The following is a 16,400-nucleotide window of genomic DNA, read 5'->3' as shown; positions in this document are numbered from 1 at the left end:
AATGATATAATAAATTGTAAAAAGGTTGGGATTGGTATGCTTTTTATTTGGTTAAACTTCGTAAAAAACAGTCAGTTGTTTCAATCGGCTTTTTACAAAGTCATTTTTTAGAGGTTCGAAGTGAAATATTTCGGCATTATTTTTTTTAACTGTGATATAAAACGGCTGATTCATTTTTTGTGTTAGATGATAAATTGTTTCCAGTTCGGCAATATCTTCAAACCAGCTTGCCATTGCGTATAAAGAAGGGAAAGGCGTTTTTTGCAGCTTTGCGTATATTTCGGGTGCCACTTCTACAGGTAACGGACTGCCACCTCTAAAACGAGTTTTTTCTAGTAATGGATCAATGAATTTTTCCACAGGAATATTCATTTTGTACCAAATAGATTCTGTAAAAACTGTTGGTTCCATTAGAGTATCTTTCTCAAGAGGATGCGGCGTTAGTTTAAGGACGGCGTCAACAACATGCGTAGCCTCATGAAGCAGCACATAAAGAAACGCATCCATTTCACCGGCTTCGATACGGATTTCATAATCGGGATTTGTGGAGCGATCATAGCAAATAAGCTCTTTTGCAGTAGCCCATTGAGAAATTGTTTCGTTGAGTATACCAGCCCGAAAAGTAATATTAAATACTTTCAAACTATCTTGATTTTCAACAGGAGATGTAAGGGCAGTATTAGGCATGTTATCCATAAAACTAATACTATGCAAATTTGCCTTTAAGATTTTCTGATGCAGAGGCGGTAAAAAAGAGAATGCTTTTTCAACCTTTGCTCTTTCATTTTCAGTCAATTCGTGATTTACAGGATTCATTCCGGCATCGCGAAATTTTTTATAGACACTTTCGGGAGCATTTAAAACCCGTTTACTGGCATGCTGATTTGTGGTCTGACCAAATGTTTTAAGCGATAAAAATAAGCAGAGAATAGCCGTAAGGTAGTTTTGTATCATTGATGATGAAATAGAAGTTTTTGTTTTGGATGCAAAATAAGATCTGGAAATCTGATTTTAATACATCAAAACTATTAAAAAGAAATGTGGTTTAAGCTGAAAAAATCAAATATTGCTTTCTCTGCGGTAGATTTTTGGAGTTAATTGCTGGCTTCTTTTGAAAAAATTGATAAAATGAGGAAGATCATCAAAACCCAGACACCACGCAATCTCAGAGATATTCCAATCCGTATGCTGAAGAAGGCTTCTTGCTTCCTGCATAATTCTTTCGGCTATAAGCTGTGTAGTCGTTTTTCCTGTTACCTGCTTTAAAGCGTGATTCAAGTGATTAACATGTATGGATAATTGATGTGCAAATTCAGTTGGGTAACGAAATTCCATTCGCTGCATATGTGATTCGATAGGAAATTGTCTTTCCAGGAGTTCCATAAAAATAGAACTTATTCTTTGGGAACCATTTGAGTCATTATATCGCTGATAGGCCGCCGGTTCCAGTTTTAATGCGGTAAGAATAAGCTGAAGCAGCATGGCTCGAAGCGAATCGTATTTATAGCTGAATTCCAAAGTAATTTCGTGCAGCATCTGTTTGAAGATATTTTCAAACTGAACATATTGCTCCTCATTTAAATGAAAAAGCGGAACATTGCCAGGTTTGTAAACCGGATAATCTTTGATATTTACAAATTGGTCAAAAAACTCATCGGTAAAAATGCAAAAATAAGAAGACTGCTCAGAATCAATATGTTCCCAGGAATAAGGAATATTAGGATTAGTGAATAATAAAGCACAATCAGACTCCATTGTTTTGTCAGCATAATACAGCTTGGTTCTGCCTTTTAATAAACTTATTTTATAGAGTGATTTCCTGTTGAAAGGCTTGCAATTAAATTTGTCATCTGTATTGTGTTTTATGTAAAGCACATTAAAATTTTTGATGTCTTTATCAAACAATCCGGGCATAAAAACCCTGCTGTCATTTTTGAGATCCTTATGTAAATCAATTTCCTTCATTTAATTCCAAAATTATTCTAATCGCTTTTTTAACAGATACTTATAGCCTTAAAATTGCTTTATGTAAATATAGTACAAAGGTATAAAATCGAATACAAGTAAATTGGTAATATCAAATAGAAAGCTGTAAAAATCAAAGAAACGTTTGCTGTTTGACATATTTGATTTTTTCAGCTTTCTATTTGATAAACACATCTTTGATGATAGGTGCTGCCAATAACTTTGCAACGATTATAACACTAAACCTATAAACAATGATTGCAGTAAAAGGATATGCGGCACAAAGTGCAAATGAAACGCTGGCTCCATGGAATTTCGAGAGAAGGGAAGTTGGGGCACATGACGTACAAATCGAAATTTTATATTGTGGAGTCTGCCACTCAGATCTTGCACAAATTAACAATGAATGGTTTCCGGGAATTTTCCCAATGGTTCCCGGCCACGAAATAGTAGGACGTATCACAAAAGTGGGAGATCACGTTAAAGGATTTAAAATAGGCGATCTTGCCGGAATTGGTACAATGGTTAATTCATGCGGAGAATGCGGACACTGTCAGGACGGATTAGAGCAGTATTGCAGCGAAGGTGTTGTGCCTACTTATAACGGTCTTGACAAATTTGGTGACGGAAAACCAACATATGGAGGTTATTCTAATTCTATTGTAACCCATGAAAACTTTACCGTGCACATTCCTGAAACACTAGACTTAGCAGCAACTGCGCCTTTGTTGTGTGCAGGAATCACAACCTATTCGCCATTAAAACACTGGAAAATAGGTAAAGGACATAAGGTTGCCGTTCTTGGCTTGGGCGGACTTGGACACATGGCTGTAAAATTTGCAGTTGCTCTGGGAGCTGAAGTTACTATTTTGAGTACTTCTCCACAAAAAGAAGTTGATGCAAAAAGATTGGGTGCTCATCATTTTGTAGTAACGAAAGATGCAGAGCAAGTTGAAAAAGTAAAAGGATCTTTCGACTTTATTGTAGATACAGTGGCAGCAGACCACGATTTTAACTTTTATCTGTCTTTACTTAATATCGACGGAGTTCATATTTGCGTAGGCGTTCCGGTAGAAGGAATTCATCTGGATGGAGCTTTAGGTGCTTTTTCATTATTAGGCGGACGCAAAAGTATTGTTGGATCTGCCTGTGGCGGAATAGCTGAAACTCAGGAAATGCTAAACTTTTGTGCCGAACATAATATTGTTGCAGACATCGAATTAATCGACATCAAAGACATCACCACAGCCTATGAAAGAATGCTAAAAAATGATGTAAAATACCGTTTCGTAATCGACATGGCAACTTTATAAAAGCATTAAATAAAGTATCTAATCATCTGCAATGAGAAAAAAACTTATTGCAGATTTTTTATTTTAAACGTCTGCAAAAAAACTTAGAACCTTAGCATCTCAGAATCTCAAAACCTAAAGAAAAAACCTTTGAACCTCTGAGCCTCTGCACCTTTGAACCTCCCTTAAATAGAATTTCTATCAATAAAATTAAAAGGAACCTTAAACTGCCCTTTTTCTTTATTCAAAATCATTCTGGCAGCAGTTTCTCCCATAATATTAAAATCGGTAGACATTACGGTTATGCCCAGTAATTCTTTTAATGGCGTATCATTATAAGAGATTACGCCGATATCTTTCCCTAAAACATATTCTTCATCCCGAATCTGTTTCATTAAATTCACCAGATCAGATTCTTCAATAGTAATAAATAAGTCCCCTTTTTTAAGAATCATATCATCATAAACTTCACTAAGAATCTCAAAGTTGATTTCGTGTTCCACACAAAATTTTCTAAAACCATGCAGAATTCTTCTCGGATACGGATAAACAGCTTTATCAGGATAAACTAAAATTAATCTTTTGTATTTGGTGATTTTTGTTAAGCCTTCTTTCAGTGCATTGTAAATGTCATTTTCAAAATCCTGATAAATTTTAATGATTTCACCTTCATGCGAAAGTTTGATATTATCCATTAAAACCAGTTTCTCTTCCGGAATTCTCTGAATCGCTTTGGCAACTTCATCCGTAAAACTCAAATGTTTTAATTCATCTGTTTTAAAATGCGTTGTAATAACATAATAATCATAAGCCCCTTCAAACTTATCCAGTAAATTTAAAAACAGCGTTTCGTCACAATGGTAAATATGAAGATCAGTATGCGCATTAGCACCAAGCGTATCAATAAACGAGCTGTAGGTTTTCATTTTATAAGCGCTCAGTTTATTAAACAAGAACAAAATATTTACTTTCGATTCCAGTTTTGTTCGGGTAATATAATATCCTTTTCCTCTAATCGAAGAAATGATTTTTCTTTCCTTTAAAATATTGTATGCTTTTTCAACCGTATCGCGTGACATATAAAACTCTTCACTGAAACTGTTTATAGAAGGAATTTTTTGGTTGATTTTTAAATTTCCGTTAGCAATATTCTGCAAAATCGAGTCAACAATTTGTTTGTATTTTGGAACCCTCGAATCTTCATCTATTTTAATTAATTTAATCATGCTGCTATTTTGCAATCTGTTTCAGGTTTTGGGGCATGAAACAATTTTTTTTAATTATAATTTTATAAAAAACAATCCTAAAAACTGCTTCATATATTGATTTTACTACTTTCCTTACAAACAATAACTATAAAATAAAAGTACTCTTTATTTTCAGGGTGTTATATCAACTAGAGGAAATAATAATTACGAAATCGATTGCTAAAGTAGCGTTTTTAAATTTATTTTTCCAATACAATTGCATTGATCTTTGCAATTAATGCGCACTTTTAACAAAAAATACACGAATCATAAAGGATAGTACAGGACAGTTTTCTTTTTTACATTATATTATTTTACAAAACGAAATTAACTATCGCAATTAACCACAAACAAATTATTAAATGGAATCATTATTAGGAATCATTTTTCATTCTATCGGAGGATTTTCTTCAGGTAGTTTTTATATGCCTTTTAAAAAAGTTAAAGATTGGGCTTGGGAAAGCTACTGGCTTGTAGGCGGATTTTTTTCCTGGTTAATTGTACCGCCAATTGCTGCCTATTTAACGATTCCAAATTTTACTGAAATTATTGTAACAGCGTCACCTGCCATCAAAACCTTTACTTTTTCAATGGGACTGATTTGGGGAATTGGAGGATTAACATACGGTCTTGGCGTTCGTTATTTAGGAATGTCACTTGGAAATTCGATCATTTTAGGGTTCTGTTCTGCATTTGGAGCTTTAGTTCCTTCTATATATTATGATTTATATCCAACAGAAGGTAAAATTTCGTTTAGTGAAATGCTGGCAAGTTCTGGCGGACGATTGGTTTTACTAGGTGTTGCTGTCTGCCTTTTGGGAATTGCAATTTCTGGAAAAGCGGGAATCTTAAAAGAAAAAGATTTTGCTGTTGGTCACGAAGATAAAGACAAAGATTTCAGTCTTGTAAAAGGTTTAATCATTGCGGTAATTTCTGGAATTTTAAGTTCTTTTTTTAACTACGGAATCGAAGCCGGAAAACCAATGGCAGAACAGGCAGTAATAAATGGCTGTAACCCATTATTTCAAAATAATGTAACCTATATTGTTTTGCTTTGGGGAGGTTTAACCACCAATTTTATCTGGTGTATCTATTTAAATTTTAAAAATAAAACGATTGGAGATTATACCAATAAAGCAACTCCAATTACAAAAAATGTGCTTTTTTCAGCACTTGCCGGTACAATGTGGTTTTTGCAGTTTTTCTTTTACGGAATGGGCGAAAGCAAATTAGGAAACGGGGCAAGCTCATGGATTCTGCATATGGCAACTATTATTTTAACAGCAAATTTTTGGGGATTCTATTTGAAAGAGTGGCAGGGTGTTTCGCAAAAAACATTCAGGACTTTTATCTGGGGAATCGGATTGATAATGCTTTCGATCATTTTAGTCGGAATTGGGAATTCTTTGTAAATACTTGAAAAAATATATGATAACAATGTCAAATACAAATACAAAAAATATGAATTTTAAGCATGTGAGCTATCTTTGGGATGAAGCTAAAGCAGCAGCATTAGCAGGAGATGAAGTAGCGCTTTTCATTTATCGTTCGAACCTTTTAGGAGCCGATTTAAGATTGACTAACTATGGAGGAGGAAATACTTCTGTAAAAATTACAGACAAAGATCCCTTAACAGGAGCAAGTTCAGAAGTTATGTGGATTAAAGGTTCTGGAGGAGATATTGGTACATTGACAAAATCTGGCTGTGCAGCATTGTATTTAGACAGATTACGTAATCTTGAAAATGTTTACAAAGGAATCGAGTTTGAAGATGAAATGGTAGAATTATTCAATCATTGTATTTTCGATCTGGCATCAAAAGCACCATCTATCGATACGCCTTTGCATGGTTTTTTACCATTCAAACATATTGATCACCTGCACCCAGATGCGGCAATTGCAATCGCTGCTGCAAAAGACGGAGCAAAAATCACTGAAGAATTATTTGACGGAGAAATTGGCTGGGTAGGCTGGCAGCGCCCGGGCTTTGACTTAGGGCTTCAATTAAGAAGCTGTTTAGAAGAAGCTGCTAAAAAAGGAAAAAAACTACGCGGGATCATGTTAGGTTCTCACGGTCTTTTTACCTGGGGAGATACTGCATACGAAAGTTATATCAATACGCTGGAAGTAATCGAGAAATGTGCTGAATATTTAGAAAATAACTACGGTAAAAAACGTCCGGTTTTTGGAGGTCAAAAAATCGAAAGCCTTCCAGAAGCAGACCGTAAACTAAAAGCAGCAAAAGTAGCCCCGATTTTAAGAGGTTTCTGTTCATCAGAGCGTCAAATGATTGGACAATATACAGATGATGCAAGAGTATTGGAATTCATTAACTCTAATGATTTATCAAAATTAGCTCCATTAGGAACATCTTGTCCGGATCACTTTTTAAGAACAAAAATCAGTCCGCTGGTTTTAACATTAGATCCAAACGAAGATTTATCAGATGTTGATGCGGTAAAAGCAAAATTAGCTCCTGCTTTTGAAGCTTACCGTGCTATGTACAAAGATTATTACAATGCCTGCAAGAAATCAAATTCACCTGCAATGCGTGACCCAAATCCGGTGGTAATTTTATATCCGGGAGTAGGAATGTTCACTTTTGCAAAAGATAAAACGATGGCGCGTTTGGCATCAGAATATTATATCAATGCCGTAAATGTAATGAAAGGTGCAGAAGCCGTTTCAGAATATACTTCACTGCCGCATCAGGAAGCATTTGATATCGAATATTGGTTGTTAGAAGAAGCTAAATTACAGCGTATGCCAAAACCAAAAGCATTGTCTGGAAGAGTAGCTGTAATTACAGGTTCTGCGGGCGGAATTGGAAAAGCTATCGCTAAGAAATTTGCTCAGGAAGGTGCTTGTGTAGTAATCAACGATATCAACGAAGAGCGTTTAGAAGGCGCAACAGCTGAATTTATAAAAGCTTTTGGTAAAGATGCAGTTTCAAGCACTTTATTAAATGTTACGGATGAAAAAAGCACAGAATTAGCTTTTGACCAAGCTTCTATAGCTTTTGGAGGTGCTGATATTATTGTGAACAATGCAGGAATCAGTATTTCAAAATCTATTGCAGAACATACTCTTGAAGAGTGGGACAGATTATATGATATTTTGGTAAAAGGACAATTTATTGTTTCTAAAGCCGGAATCGAAGTAATGCGCAAACAAGGTTTTGGAGGGGATATTGTAAACATTGTTTCTAAAAACGCAGTGGTAGCCGGCCCAAATAATCCAGGTTACGGTTCTGCAAAAGCTGCTCAGGCGCATTTAACACGTTTAATGGCTGCTGAATTAGGAGCCGATAAAATTCGTGTAAACACCGTAAATCCTGATGCCGTAATTTCAGATTCAAACATTTGGTCTGGCGGATGGGCAGAAGGTCGTGCAAAAGCATACGGAATCACGGTAGAAGAATTACCGGCTTACTATGCAAAACGTACGTTATTGAATGAAATCATATTGCCGGATGATATCGCAAATGCTTGTTTTGCGTTTGTTGGAGGTTTCCTGAACAAATCGACAGGAAATGCCTTAAACGTAGACGGCGGCGTTGCAATGGGCTTTTATAGATAAAAAATATTTAAGTTTTTTTATAAGTTTGTTTAAGCAAAAGTGGTTTTTTGTGGTCTAGCGTTCGAATTCTTTCGAACGTTAGATTTTTTTAGACAATCCATTTTTATAAGCAGACCAATTACCATAAAATAGTAAAGTTAAACCAGAGTTTAGATTATATAAATTAATCAGCAGAAGTTTTTTAAACACATAGAAACATAGATTTTTTTTCTTGAGTAAAGATTAAAAAGATGACAAGTCATCACACAGAGCTATGTTTGTTAATGCAAGTGAAACGCCTTTGAACGTAAAGAAAAACTATGTTTCTATGTGTTAGAAAAATAAACGCAAACGGATAAAATTCATATATTGTGACTCTATTAAAATATCAATAACTATGTTAATCGGATCAAACCACATCGAATCTCATAACGAGGGATTATTAAAAAAACACCAAAACAAACTTGTTTTTACAGCATCAGAAATTGATAATACAGAGTCGATTATTAAAAAACTAATCGATTTTCAAATCGCAATTCCATCTTGGGCATTAGGAACAGGAGGAACAAGATTCGGACGTTTTGCAGGAGGCGGAGAACCACGTTCAATCGAAGAAAAAATCGAAGATGTTGGGTTGCTTCATAAATTAAACAATGCTTCAGGAGCCATTTCGCTTCATATTCCGTGGGATATTCCACAAGATTATAAAGCAATCAAAACATTAGCATCGCAGCACAATTTAAAGTTTGACGCCATGAACTCGAATACATTTCAGGATCAGGCAGATGCAGAACATACATACAAATACGGTTCATTACAAAACGTAAATAAGGCCGTTCGCAAACAGGCAATTGCACACAATATTGAAGTAATTAAACACGGAATCGAATTAGGATCAGAGTCATTAACCGTTTGGTTAGCTGACGGTTCTAACTTTCCTGGGCAATTAAACTTCCGTAAAGCGTACCAAAATACCTTAGAAAGTTTAGAAGAAATCTACGATGCATTACCTTCAAACTGGAAACTATTTTTAGAATACAAATGTGCCGAACCTAACTTTTATTCTACAACTGTTGCAGACTGGGGACAATCATATTCTTACGTAAAAAAATTAGGAGACAAAGCACAAACCTTAGTTGATTTAGGACATCATTTACCAAACGCTAATATCGAACAGATCGTTTCCTTATTATTAATGGAAAACAAACTGGGCGGATTCCACTTTAATGATTCAAAATACGGTGACGACGATTTAACTGCCGGAGCATTAAAACCATATCAGTTATTCTTGATCTTCAATGAATTAGTTGAAGGAATGGACGCAAGAGGAATGAACCACGCCAAAGATTTAGGCTGGATGATCGACGCATCGCACAACATCAAAGATCCGTTAGAAGATTTATTACAATCTGTAGAAGCCATTATGATTGCTTACGCACAAGCACTTTCTGTAGACAGAAAAGCATTAGAACAAGCACAACAGGAAAATGATGTAGTAAAAGCACAGGAAATTCTTCAAAACGCTTTCCGTACAGACGTTCGCGCTCTTGTTGCCGAAGCTCGTTTACGTTCAGGAGCAGCTTTAAATCCTGTAGAATTATACAGAAGTCTTTCTGTTAGAAAAAATCTTATTGGAGAAAGAGGATTAAAAACATTAGCTACGGGATTATAATTATGAGTTTTGAATTATAAGTTAATATCTGTAATTCACAATTCACAACTCACAATTTACAATTAAAAAAATGAATGTAGTTGCAATTTTTGATATTGGTAAAACAAACAAAAAGGTATTTTTATTTGATGAAAATTATAGAATTGTTTGGGAGAAATCAGTCAATTTTGACGAAACTGTCGACGAAGATGGTTTTCCCTGCGAAGATATAGAAGTGCTTAAAAACTGGATTTTTGAGCGTTTATCAGAAATTAAAGCTTTAACCAATTATATTTTAAAAGCCATCAATTTCAGTACTTACGGTGCTAGTTTTGTCTACATTGATAAAGAAGGAAAAGTTTTAACTCCTCTGTATAATTATTTAAAAGATTATCCGGAGGATTTAAAAAACGACTTCTATAAAAAATACAAAGGAAAAGAAGCATTTGCCGTAAAAACAGCTTCTCCCGTTTTGGGAAGCTTAAATTCAGGAATGCAGATTTACCGTTTAAAAGAAGAAAAGCCGGACTTGTTTAAAAAGGTGCAATATTGTTTACACCTTCCGCAATTTCTGAGTTTTCTTTTAACCAATGAAGCTTACGCCGATATTACAAGCGTTGGCTGTCATACCAATCTTTGGAATTTCAAAAAAATGAAATACCACAAATGGATAAAAAGTGAAGGCATTTCAGGTAAAATTCCGTCGTTTTATTACGGAAAAGATGTTGTCAAAACAAAAGACGGTTTAGCAGTAGGCGCTGGACTTCACGATAGTTCATCGGCGATAATTCCGTATACCATAAACTTTACCGAACCTTTCGTTTTATTATCGACAGGAACCTGGAGTATTTCCTTGAACCCGTTCAATAATAAACCGTTGACTTTTGAAGAGTTACAAAACGATTGTTTGTGTTATTTACAATACACAGAAAAGCCTGTAAAAGCCGCAAGACTTTTTGCAGGAAACGAACACGAAGTACAAACCAAACGTTTAGCAGAACATTTTAACGTTCCGGTTGATACATACAAAGACGTTTATTTTGATAAAAATGTTGTTTCAAATTTACGCGCATTAAACTTTCAAATCATTTATCCTAAAAAATACAATTTTGATATTCTGAAAGAATGCCCTTTTCAAAAAAGAGACCTTTCAACATTCAAAAATTACGAAACGGCCTATCATCAATTAATGTTAGATTTGGTAGAACAGCAGGTTTTTTCAACTAACTTAGTCATTCATAACAGCCCTGTAAAAAAGATATTTGTAGACGGAGGTTTCAGTAAAAATTCCATTTATATGAATTTATTAGCCGAAGCTTTCCCGGATGTAGAAGTTTATGCCGCATCAATGGCACAGGCAAGTGCTTTAGGAGCAGCTTTGGCCATTCACCAAAACTGGAATCCTAAACCAATCCAGAATGATTTGATTGATTTGAAATTTTATAAGCATTAACATAATAACGCAGATAAATAGATTAAGAATTAAAAATGTGCGTTAAATTGAGATAGTATTGTCATTTCGACGAAGGAGAAATCTTCGCGAGAAGCTCGATTGGACTTTAGTTGCGGAGTTACTTACGAAGATTTCTCCTTCGTCGAAATGACAAACAAACTAGTAGATTCATTCAGATTTAATTTTAGAAAATCTGCGTGTATCTGTTTAATCTGCCAAATCTGCGGGCTAAAAATAAAATAATAAAAAATGAAAATCGGACTATTTATACCGTGTTATGTCGATCAGTTTTATCCAAAAGTAGGTATTGCGACATACGAACTTTTACAGAAATTAGGCTGTGAAGTTCATTTTCCGATGGGACAAACCTGCTGCGGACAGCCAATGGCAAACAGCGGTTATGCACATTTAACAAAAGGCTGTGACGCTAATTTTATAGCCAATTTTGCGGGATTCGATTATATAGTATGTCCTTCGGGAAGTTGTGTGCTGCATGTAAAAGATCATTTGCATGACGAAAAAAATGAAGCAGCAGCGACAAAAATTAGAAACACCGTTTTTGAATTAACAGAATTTATAACTGATATTTTAAAAATTGACCATATTGACGGAAGTTTTCCTTTTAAAGTCGGAATGCACGTAAGCTGCCACGGACAACGTGGATTACATCTTTCTCAAATGTCGGAATTAAACGCACCATTTTTCTCAAAACCTGAACAATTACTGCATAATATAAAAGGATTAGATTTAGTTGCTTTAACGAGAAAAGATGAATGCTGTGGTTTTGGAGGAACATTTTGTGTGACCGAAGAAGCCATTTCTGTAAAAATGGGACAAGACCGAATTAAAGACCACGAAAGCCATGATGTAGATTATATTACAGGTGGTGATATGTCGTGTTTAATGCATTTAGACGGAATTTTGAAAAGACAAAAAAGCCGAATAAAAACCATTCATATTGCTGAAATATTAAATTCACTCGAAAACGAAGTAAATTTAAGATAAACATAAATTTCTTTTTCTACCATTAAGATATTAAGTTCATAAAGTTTGACTTAATGCTAAAACAGAGAAACTATTTAAAATTGAAGCTTAATTTTCTTTTATCCTTAAGCATTTAAGTTCATAAAGTTTGGCTTAATTAACTTAATACCTTAATGGTAAAAACATTTAACTGACAAAAGATGTCTTCAGAAAAAATAATACAGCACAGCGAAGCCGCAACAAAGTTCAACAAAGATGTAGAGCGTGTCAATTGGCATGACGAAACACTTTGGTTTGTTCGTGCAAAGCGTGATAAATCGGCACATCAAATTAAGGATTGGGAATTATTACGTGAAACGGCATCGCAAATAAAAGCCAATGTGCTTTCTAATATTCACGATTATTTAGTTGAATTTGAAGCCAATGCCCAAAGAAACGGAATCATTGTACACTGGGCAGCCGATGCAAAAGAACACAACGAGATAGTGCATTCAATCATGGCAAAACATGACGTAAAGCAAATGGTGAAATCAAAATCAATGCTTACAGAAGAATGTCATTTAAATGATTATTTAGCCGAAAAAGGCATTGAAGTTATCGACTCAGATTTAGGCGAATATATTGTACAGCTTCGTAAAGAACCGCCAAGTCATATTGTTTTACCAGCCATTCATCTTAAAAAAGAAGACGTAAGTGAAACTTTCCATGAACATTTAGGAACAGAAAAAGGAAATTTTGATCCGCAATACTTAACCGAGTCGGCGCGTCATAGTTTAAGAAATACATTTTTAACTAGAAAGGTAGCTTTGACCGGAGTTAATTTTGCCATTGCAGAAACCGGAGAATTTGTAGTCTGCACCAACGAAGGAAACGCCGATATGGGCGCTCATCTAGCCGATGTTCACATCGCGTGTATGGGATTTGAAAAACTGATCCCGCAGCGTAAACATTTAGGCGTTTTCCTTAGATTATTGGCAAGAAGCGCAACAGGACAGCCCATAACAACTTTTTCAAGCCATTTCAAGAAACCAAGAGACGGAAAAGAACTTCATATCGTAATTGTCGACAACGGCAGAAGCAAGCAATTAGGAAGAGAAGATTTTAGAAATTCCCTAAAATGTATTCGTTGTGGTGCGTGTATGAATACTTGTCCAGTTTACAGACGAAGCGGCGGACATAGTTATCATAATGCGGTTGCCGGGCCAATAGGTTCTATTTTGGCACCCAATTTAGACATGAGCAAAAATGCCGACCTGCCTTTTGCCAGTACACTTTGTGGTTCCTGTACCAACGTTTGCCCTGTAAAAATTGATATTCACGATCAATTGTACAAATGGCGTCAGGTTTTGGTAAAAGACGGTTATACACCAAAAGCAAAAACTATTGCCATGAAAACAATGGCAACAGTTTTAGCCAATCCAACGATTTTTAACATTGCAGGAAAATCAGGAAGATTTGTAATGAAAAATGTTCCGGGAATGGTCAATAATAAATTGAATAAATGGTACGACCAGCGAGAGATGCCAGATGTTCCCGAGGAATCTTTTAGAGAATGGTACAAGAAAAATTCGAGAGAATCTAAAGCAAAAGACAATGAGCAGTAAAGCCGAAATTTTAAATAGAATAAAACTAAACCAACCCGATTTAGTGACAGATCTGCCGGATTTAAGTGTTTTAGGTTCAGAAGATTTTGATATACTGGAAACCTATAAAACAGTTTTAAAAGGTATTGGCGGAGATCCTGTTGAGGTTTCTAATTACAGTGAAATCATCAATTATATAAAATCAAATTACAATCTTCAAAAGAGATTAATTACAACACTTCCGGAGCTTTCAGAAATTGCTTCTCTGGATTGGAACAATGTTGATCCGCATTCGCTTCAGGATGTTGAATTAACGGTTGTGAAAGCTCATTTTGGAGTTGCAGAAAACAGTGCACTTTGGGTAACTGATGATATTTTAGGACAGCGAATAGCACCTTTTATTGCGCAGTATTTAGCGATAATTGTTCATAAAAAAGATATTGTCCGCACGATGCAGCAAGCGTATGAACGAATAGCAAATCAGGAATATGGTTTCGGGACTTTTATTGCCGGACCTTCAAAAACTGCTGATATTGAGCAGTCCCTGGTTTTAGGTGCGCATGGTGCGCGTGGGTTGATTGTCTTTTTGTTAGATTAATATTTACAGCTTCATCATAAAATAAACTGTGTAAGTGTCTTTTGACTTTGCACAGTTTTTTGTTTTTATATATTTAAGATTTTTATAAAAGCTTGGTGGGGTTTTAGGTTATATTTGTTTAATATCATATTAGGTAAAAAGAATAATTATGAAGGAAATAGGACTTAAAATAATTGGGAAAATTTCAGTAGTTCTTCTCATTTTAGGCTTTTTATTTTTTTCATTTCTACTCTTTGAAGGATATCTTATAAGAAAAGATATTAAGTTAAATGGAAAAGTCACAGTTGGAAAATGTATTTCACACCGCAAATATAAAGGAGCTAAAATTGATTATTTGATTTACAATGTTGACGGAATAAGATATAAAGGTGAAGGCGGTTCTTCAATAGGTTCTTCTGAGAGTGTTGGCAGATTCTACAAGATTCGTTATTCTGAAAAATTTAAAGGATCTATAGAAGCTGATTTTGATCAGGAAGTAACAGATACTACAGAAATCTTGAAAGCCGGCTTTACGAAAAGTGATATGTATGCTTTCGGTAATGATTCCATAGCTGCTCGTGAAGCGTCACTTAAACAAGAAATTTTTGGAATACTCAATATCAAAGAATAAGTACGTTTTTATTGTATTGAATGTGTAGTCCCTACGGGACAAATTTTGAAGGCGTGATCGTGGAATGCTACCGATATTTAATCTCTCCGAGATATTTCATTGAAATAAATAACGTTACAGATTAACTCTGTTAGGAGTTTTATATGGGTAGAAAAAATAATAACATTACCCGTTAAGCATACCCGTTAGGGGTTTCATATCGCTAGAAAACAATAGCATTACGAGTTAAGCATACCCCGTTAGGGGTTCAATATCGGAAAAAAATGACAGTAAAAATACTCCGCTAGGAGTATATCGTCGGTAGAAAAATAAAATTTCAACACATAGCGGATACTCCGTTAGAAGTATTTGAATCATTACATAGATATTATACAATAACTAATTCCTAGGTCAGTTTTAATTAAAAGTATAACTTTATATTTCAGGATTAACAAAAACAAATTAGGAATGAGTAACGAAAAAAAGCTTAAAGCGATTGCTTACGGAGAAGTGCTGTGGGATGTTTTTACCAACGAAAAAAGATAGGCGGCGCACCGTTGAATGTAGCTTTAAGAATGAAATCATTAGGCTGTGACGTGGCAATGATTAGCTGCGTTGGAAATGACGAAGACGGAAAAGCGATCATAGAAACCGTAAAAGAATTAGGGCTCGAAACCGCTTCCATAATTACCTCAGAAGATTTCCCAACAGGATTAGTAAACGTAACGTTAGATAAAACCGGATCTGCAACATATGAAATCAAATATCCATCGGCTTGGGATAAAATTGTTTTAAATGACGAAGCCAGAAAACTCACTAATGAAGCTGATGTTTTAATTTACGGAAGTTTGGTTTGCAGAGATGAGGTTTCCAGAGAATCGTTGCAAGAACTTTTACAAACAAATGCCTATAAAGTTTTCGATGTCAATTTAAGAAAGCCTCATTATACCTACGAAATTCTGGAACGATTAATGAAATCAGCCAATTTCGTAAAGTTCAATGATGAGGAAATTTTAGAAATAGCATCCGCTTTAAACTTTCCGCATACCAATTTAAAAGAGAATATCAATTTCATTTCATCTTTGGCAGATGTAAAAGGAATATGCGTTACAAGAGGTAAACACGGAGCTTTACTATTATGGGAAGGCACTTTTTATGAAAATAATGGTTATCCAATTGTGGTTGCTGATACTGTTGGTGCTGGAGATTCTTTCTTAGCCACTTTAGTAACCTCTTTACTTACGGATAAAACGCCACAGGAAGCTTTAGATTTGGCTTGCGCAATGGGTGCTTTGGTTGCGAGTTCGCCGGGTGCAAATCCTAAAATTTCTTTGTCAGAGATTGAAGATTTAATGAGAGGAAAAGGAAACTAATCTTCATTTACTCGTAAAGTTTGTCATTTCGAGGAACGAGAAATCGCACTAGTATTTCCTCAAAGTGAATCGCCAATCTTTGTAGAGTTTCTAGTGCGATTTCTCCT

Annotated in this window: 13 protein-coding genes; 10 read left to right on the top strand and 3 right to left on the bottom strand. The window is 35.1% G+C overall.

What is annotated here, in order from left to right:
* Positions 1-51: 51 nt before the first annotated feature.
* Complete coding sequence (locus FLAPXU55_RS04140) at positions 52-954, bottom strand: hypothetical protein (RefSeq protein WP_219637241.1); 903 nt, start codon at positions 952-954, stop codon at positions 52-54.
* Positions 955-1,059: 105 nt separating this feature from the next.
* Positions 1,060-1,965, bottom strand: a complete 906-nt coding sequence (locus FLAPXU55_RS04135) for a helix-turn-helix domain-containing protein (protein ID WP_180856704.1) — start codon at positions 1,963-1,965, stop codon at positions 1,060-1,062.
* A 254-nt stretch (positions 1,966-2,219) separates the two neighbouring features.
* On the opposite strand from FLAPXU55_RS04135, the gene FLAPXU55_RS04130 reads away from it, so the two are divergent.
* A complete protein-coding gene (locus FLAPXU55_RS04130; RefSeq protein ID WP_180856703.1) occupies positions 2,220-3,278 on the top strand; it encodes an NAD(P)-dependent alcohol dehydrogenase in 1,059 nt (352 codons plus the stop codon).
* Between the two features lie 164 nt (positions 3,279-3,442).
* On the opposite strand, the gene FLAPXU55_RS04125 is transcribed toward FLAPXU55_RS04130, so the two are convergent.
* Entirely contained in the window at positions 3,443-4,483 is a 1,041-nt protein-coding gene (locus tag FLAPXU55_RS04125; protein ID WP_053471981.1) for a GntR family transcriptional regulator, read from the bottom strand.
* Between the two features lie 383 nt (positions 4,484-4,866).
* Between FLAPXU55_RS04125 and rhaT the strand changes: the two genes are divergently transcribed.
* From rhaT to FLAPXU55_RS04080, 9 genes are all read left to right on the top strand, one after another.
* Positions 4,867-5,916 (top strand): L-rhamnose/proton symporter RhaT, encoded by a 1,050-nt coding sequence (gene rhaT / locus FLAPXU55_RS04120; protein WP_180856702.1) that lies wholly within the window; start codon positions 4,867-4,869, stop codon positions 5,914-5,916.
* 25 nt (positions 5,917-5,941) lie between these two features.
* Positions 5,942-8,083 carry a bifunctional aldolase/short-chain dehydrogenase gene (locus FLAPXU55_RS04115; protein ID WP_180856701.1) on the top strand — a complete coding sequence of 714 codons (2,142 nt, stop codon included), beginning with the start codon at positions 5,942-5,944 and terminating at the stop codon, positions 8,081-8,083.
* Between the two features lie 376 nt (positions 8,084-8,459).
* A complete protein-coding gene (locus tag FLAPXU55_RS04110; protein WP_180856700.1) occupies positions 8,460-9,734 on the top strand; it encodes a TIM barrel protein in 1,275 nt (424 codons plus the stop codon).
* 70 nt (positions 9,735-9,804) lie between these two features.
* The gene (locus tag FLAPXU55_RS04105; protein ID WP_180856699.1) at positions 9,805-11,166 is read left to right on the top strand and encodes an FGGY-family carbohydrate kinase; all 1,362 of its coding nucleotides are present in this window, start codon (positions 9,805-9,807) and stop codon (positions 11,164-11,166) included.
* A 249-nt stretch (positions 11,167-11,415) separates the two neighbouring features.
* Positions 11,416-12,171 (top strand): (Fe-S)-binding protein, encoded by a 756-nt coding sequence (locus FLAPXU55_RS04100; protein WP_180856698.1) that lies wholly within the window; start codon positions 11,416-11,418, stop codon positions 12,169-12,171.
* Positions 12,172-12,350: 179 nt separating this feature from the next.
* Complete coding sequence (locus FLAPXU55_RS04095; RefSeq protein WP_180856697.1) at positions 12,351-13,754, top strand: lactate utilization protein B; 1,404 nt, start codon at positions 12,351-12,353, stop codon at positions 13,752-13,754.
* On the top strand, positions 13,744-14,331 hold the full coding sequence (locus FLAPXU55_RS04090) for a LutC/YkgG family protein (protein WP_180856696.1): 588 nt from the start codon (positions 13,744-13,746) through the stop codon (positions 14,329-14,331). The genes FLAPXU55_RS04095 and FLAPXU55_RS04090 overlap by 11 nt, the downstream gene beginning before the upstream one ends.
* A 148-nt stretch (positions 14,332-14,479) precedes the next feature.
* Positions 14,480-14,941 (top strand): hypothetical protein, encoded by a 462-nt coding sequence (locus tag FLAPXU55_RS04085; RefSeq protein WP_180856695.1) that lies wholly within the window; start codon positions 14,480-14,482, stop codon positions 14,939-14,941.
* 554 nt (positions 14,942-15,495) lie between these two features.
* Positions 15,496-16,293: a carbohydrate kinase family protein gene (locus tag FLAPXU55_RS04080; protein WP_317169639.1), complete on the top strand. Its 798-nt coding sequence runs from the start codon at positions 15,496-15,498 to the stop codon at positions 16,291-16,293.
* The last annotated feature ends 107 nt before the right edge of the window (positions 16,294-16,400 follow it).

It is taken from the genome of Flavobacterium panici, assembly GCF_903819335.1.
Taxonomy (GTDB): Bacteria; Bacteroidota; Bacteroidia; order Flavobacteriales; family Flavobacteriaceae; genus Flavobacterium; species Flavobacterium panici.
The sequence above is the reverse complement of the archived record's forward strand: the minus strand, read 5'-3'. Positions and strand labels throughout refer to the sequence as shown.

Bases quoted from the DNA above. Each gene is read 5' to 3' on its own strand.
- FLAPXU55_RS04140 (WP_219637241.1), bottom strand. From the start codon at position 954: ATGATACAAAACTACCTTACGGCTATTCTCTGCTTATTTTTATCGCTT.
- FLAPXU55_RS04135 (WP_180856704.1), bottom strand. From the start codon at position 1,965: ATGAAGGAAATTGATTTACATAAGGATCTCAAAAATGACAGCAGGGTT.
- FLAPXU55_RS04130 (WP_180856703.1), top strand. From the start codon at position 2,220: ATGATTGCAGTAAAAGGATATGCGGCACAAAGTGCAAATGAAACGCTG.
- FLAPXU55_RS04125 (WP_053471981.1), bottom strand. From the start codon at position 4,483: ATGATTAAATTAATTAAAATAGATGAAGATTCGAGGGTTCCAAAATAC.
- rhaT (WP_180856702.1), top strand. From the start codon at position 4,867: ATGGAATCATTATTAGGAATCATTTTTCATTCTATCGGAGGATTTTCT.
- FLAPXU55_RS04115 (WP_180856701.1), top strand. From the start codon at position 5,942: ATGTCAAATACAAATACAAAAAATATGAATTTTAAGCATGTGAGCTAT.
- FLAPXU55_RS04110 (WP_180856700.1), top strand. From the start codon at position 8,460: ATGTTAATCGGATCAAACCACATCGAATCTCATAACGAGGGATTATTA.
- FLAPXU55_RS04105 (WP_180856699.1), top strand. From the start codon at position 9,805: ATGAATGTAGTTGCAATTTTTGATATTGGTAAAACAAACAAAAAGGTA.
- FLAPXU55_RS04100 (WP_180856698.1), top strand. From the start codon at position 11,416: ATGAAAATCGGACTATTTATACCGTGTTATGTCGATCAGTTTTATCCA.
- FLAPXU55_RS04095 (WP_180856697.1), top strand. From the start codon at position 12,351: ATGTCTTCAGAAAAAATAATACAGCACAGCGAAGCCGCAACAAAGTTC.
- FLAPXU55_RS04090 (WP_180856696.1), top strand. From the start codon at position 13,744: ATGAGCAGTAAAGCCGAAATTTTAAATAGAATAAAACTAAACCAACCC.
- FLAPXU55_RS04085 (WP_180856695.1), top strand. From the start codon at position 14,480: ATGAAGGAAATAGGACTTAAAATAATTGGGAAAATTTCAGTAGTTCTT.
- FLAPXU55_RS04080 (WP_317169639.1), top strand. From the start codon at position 15,496: ATGAAATCATTAGGCTGTGACGTGGCAATGATTAGCTGCGTTGGAAAT.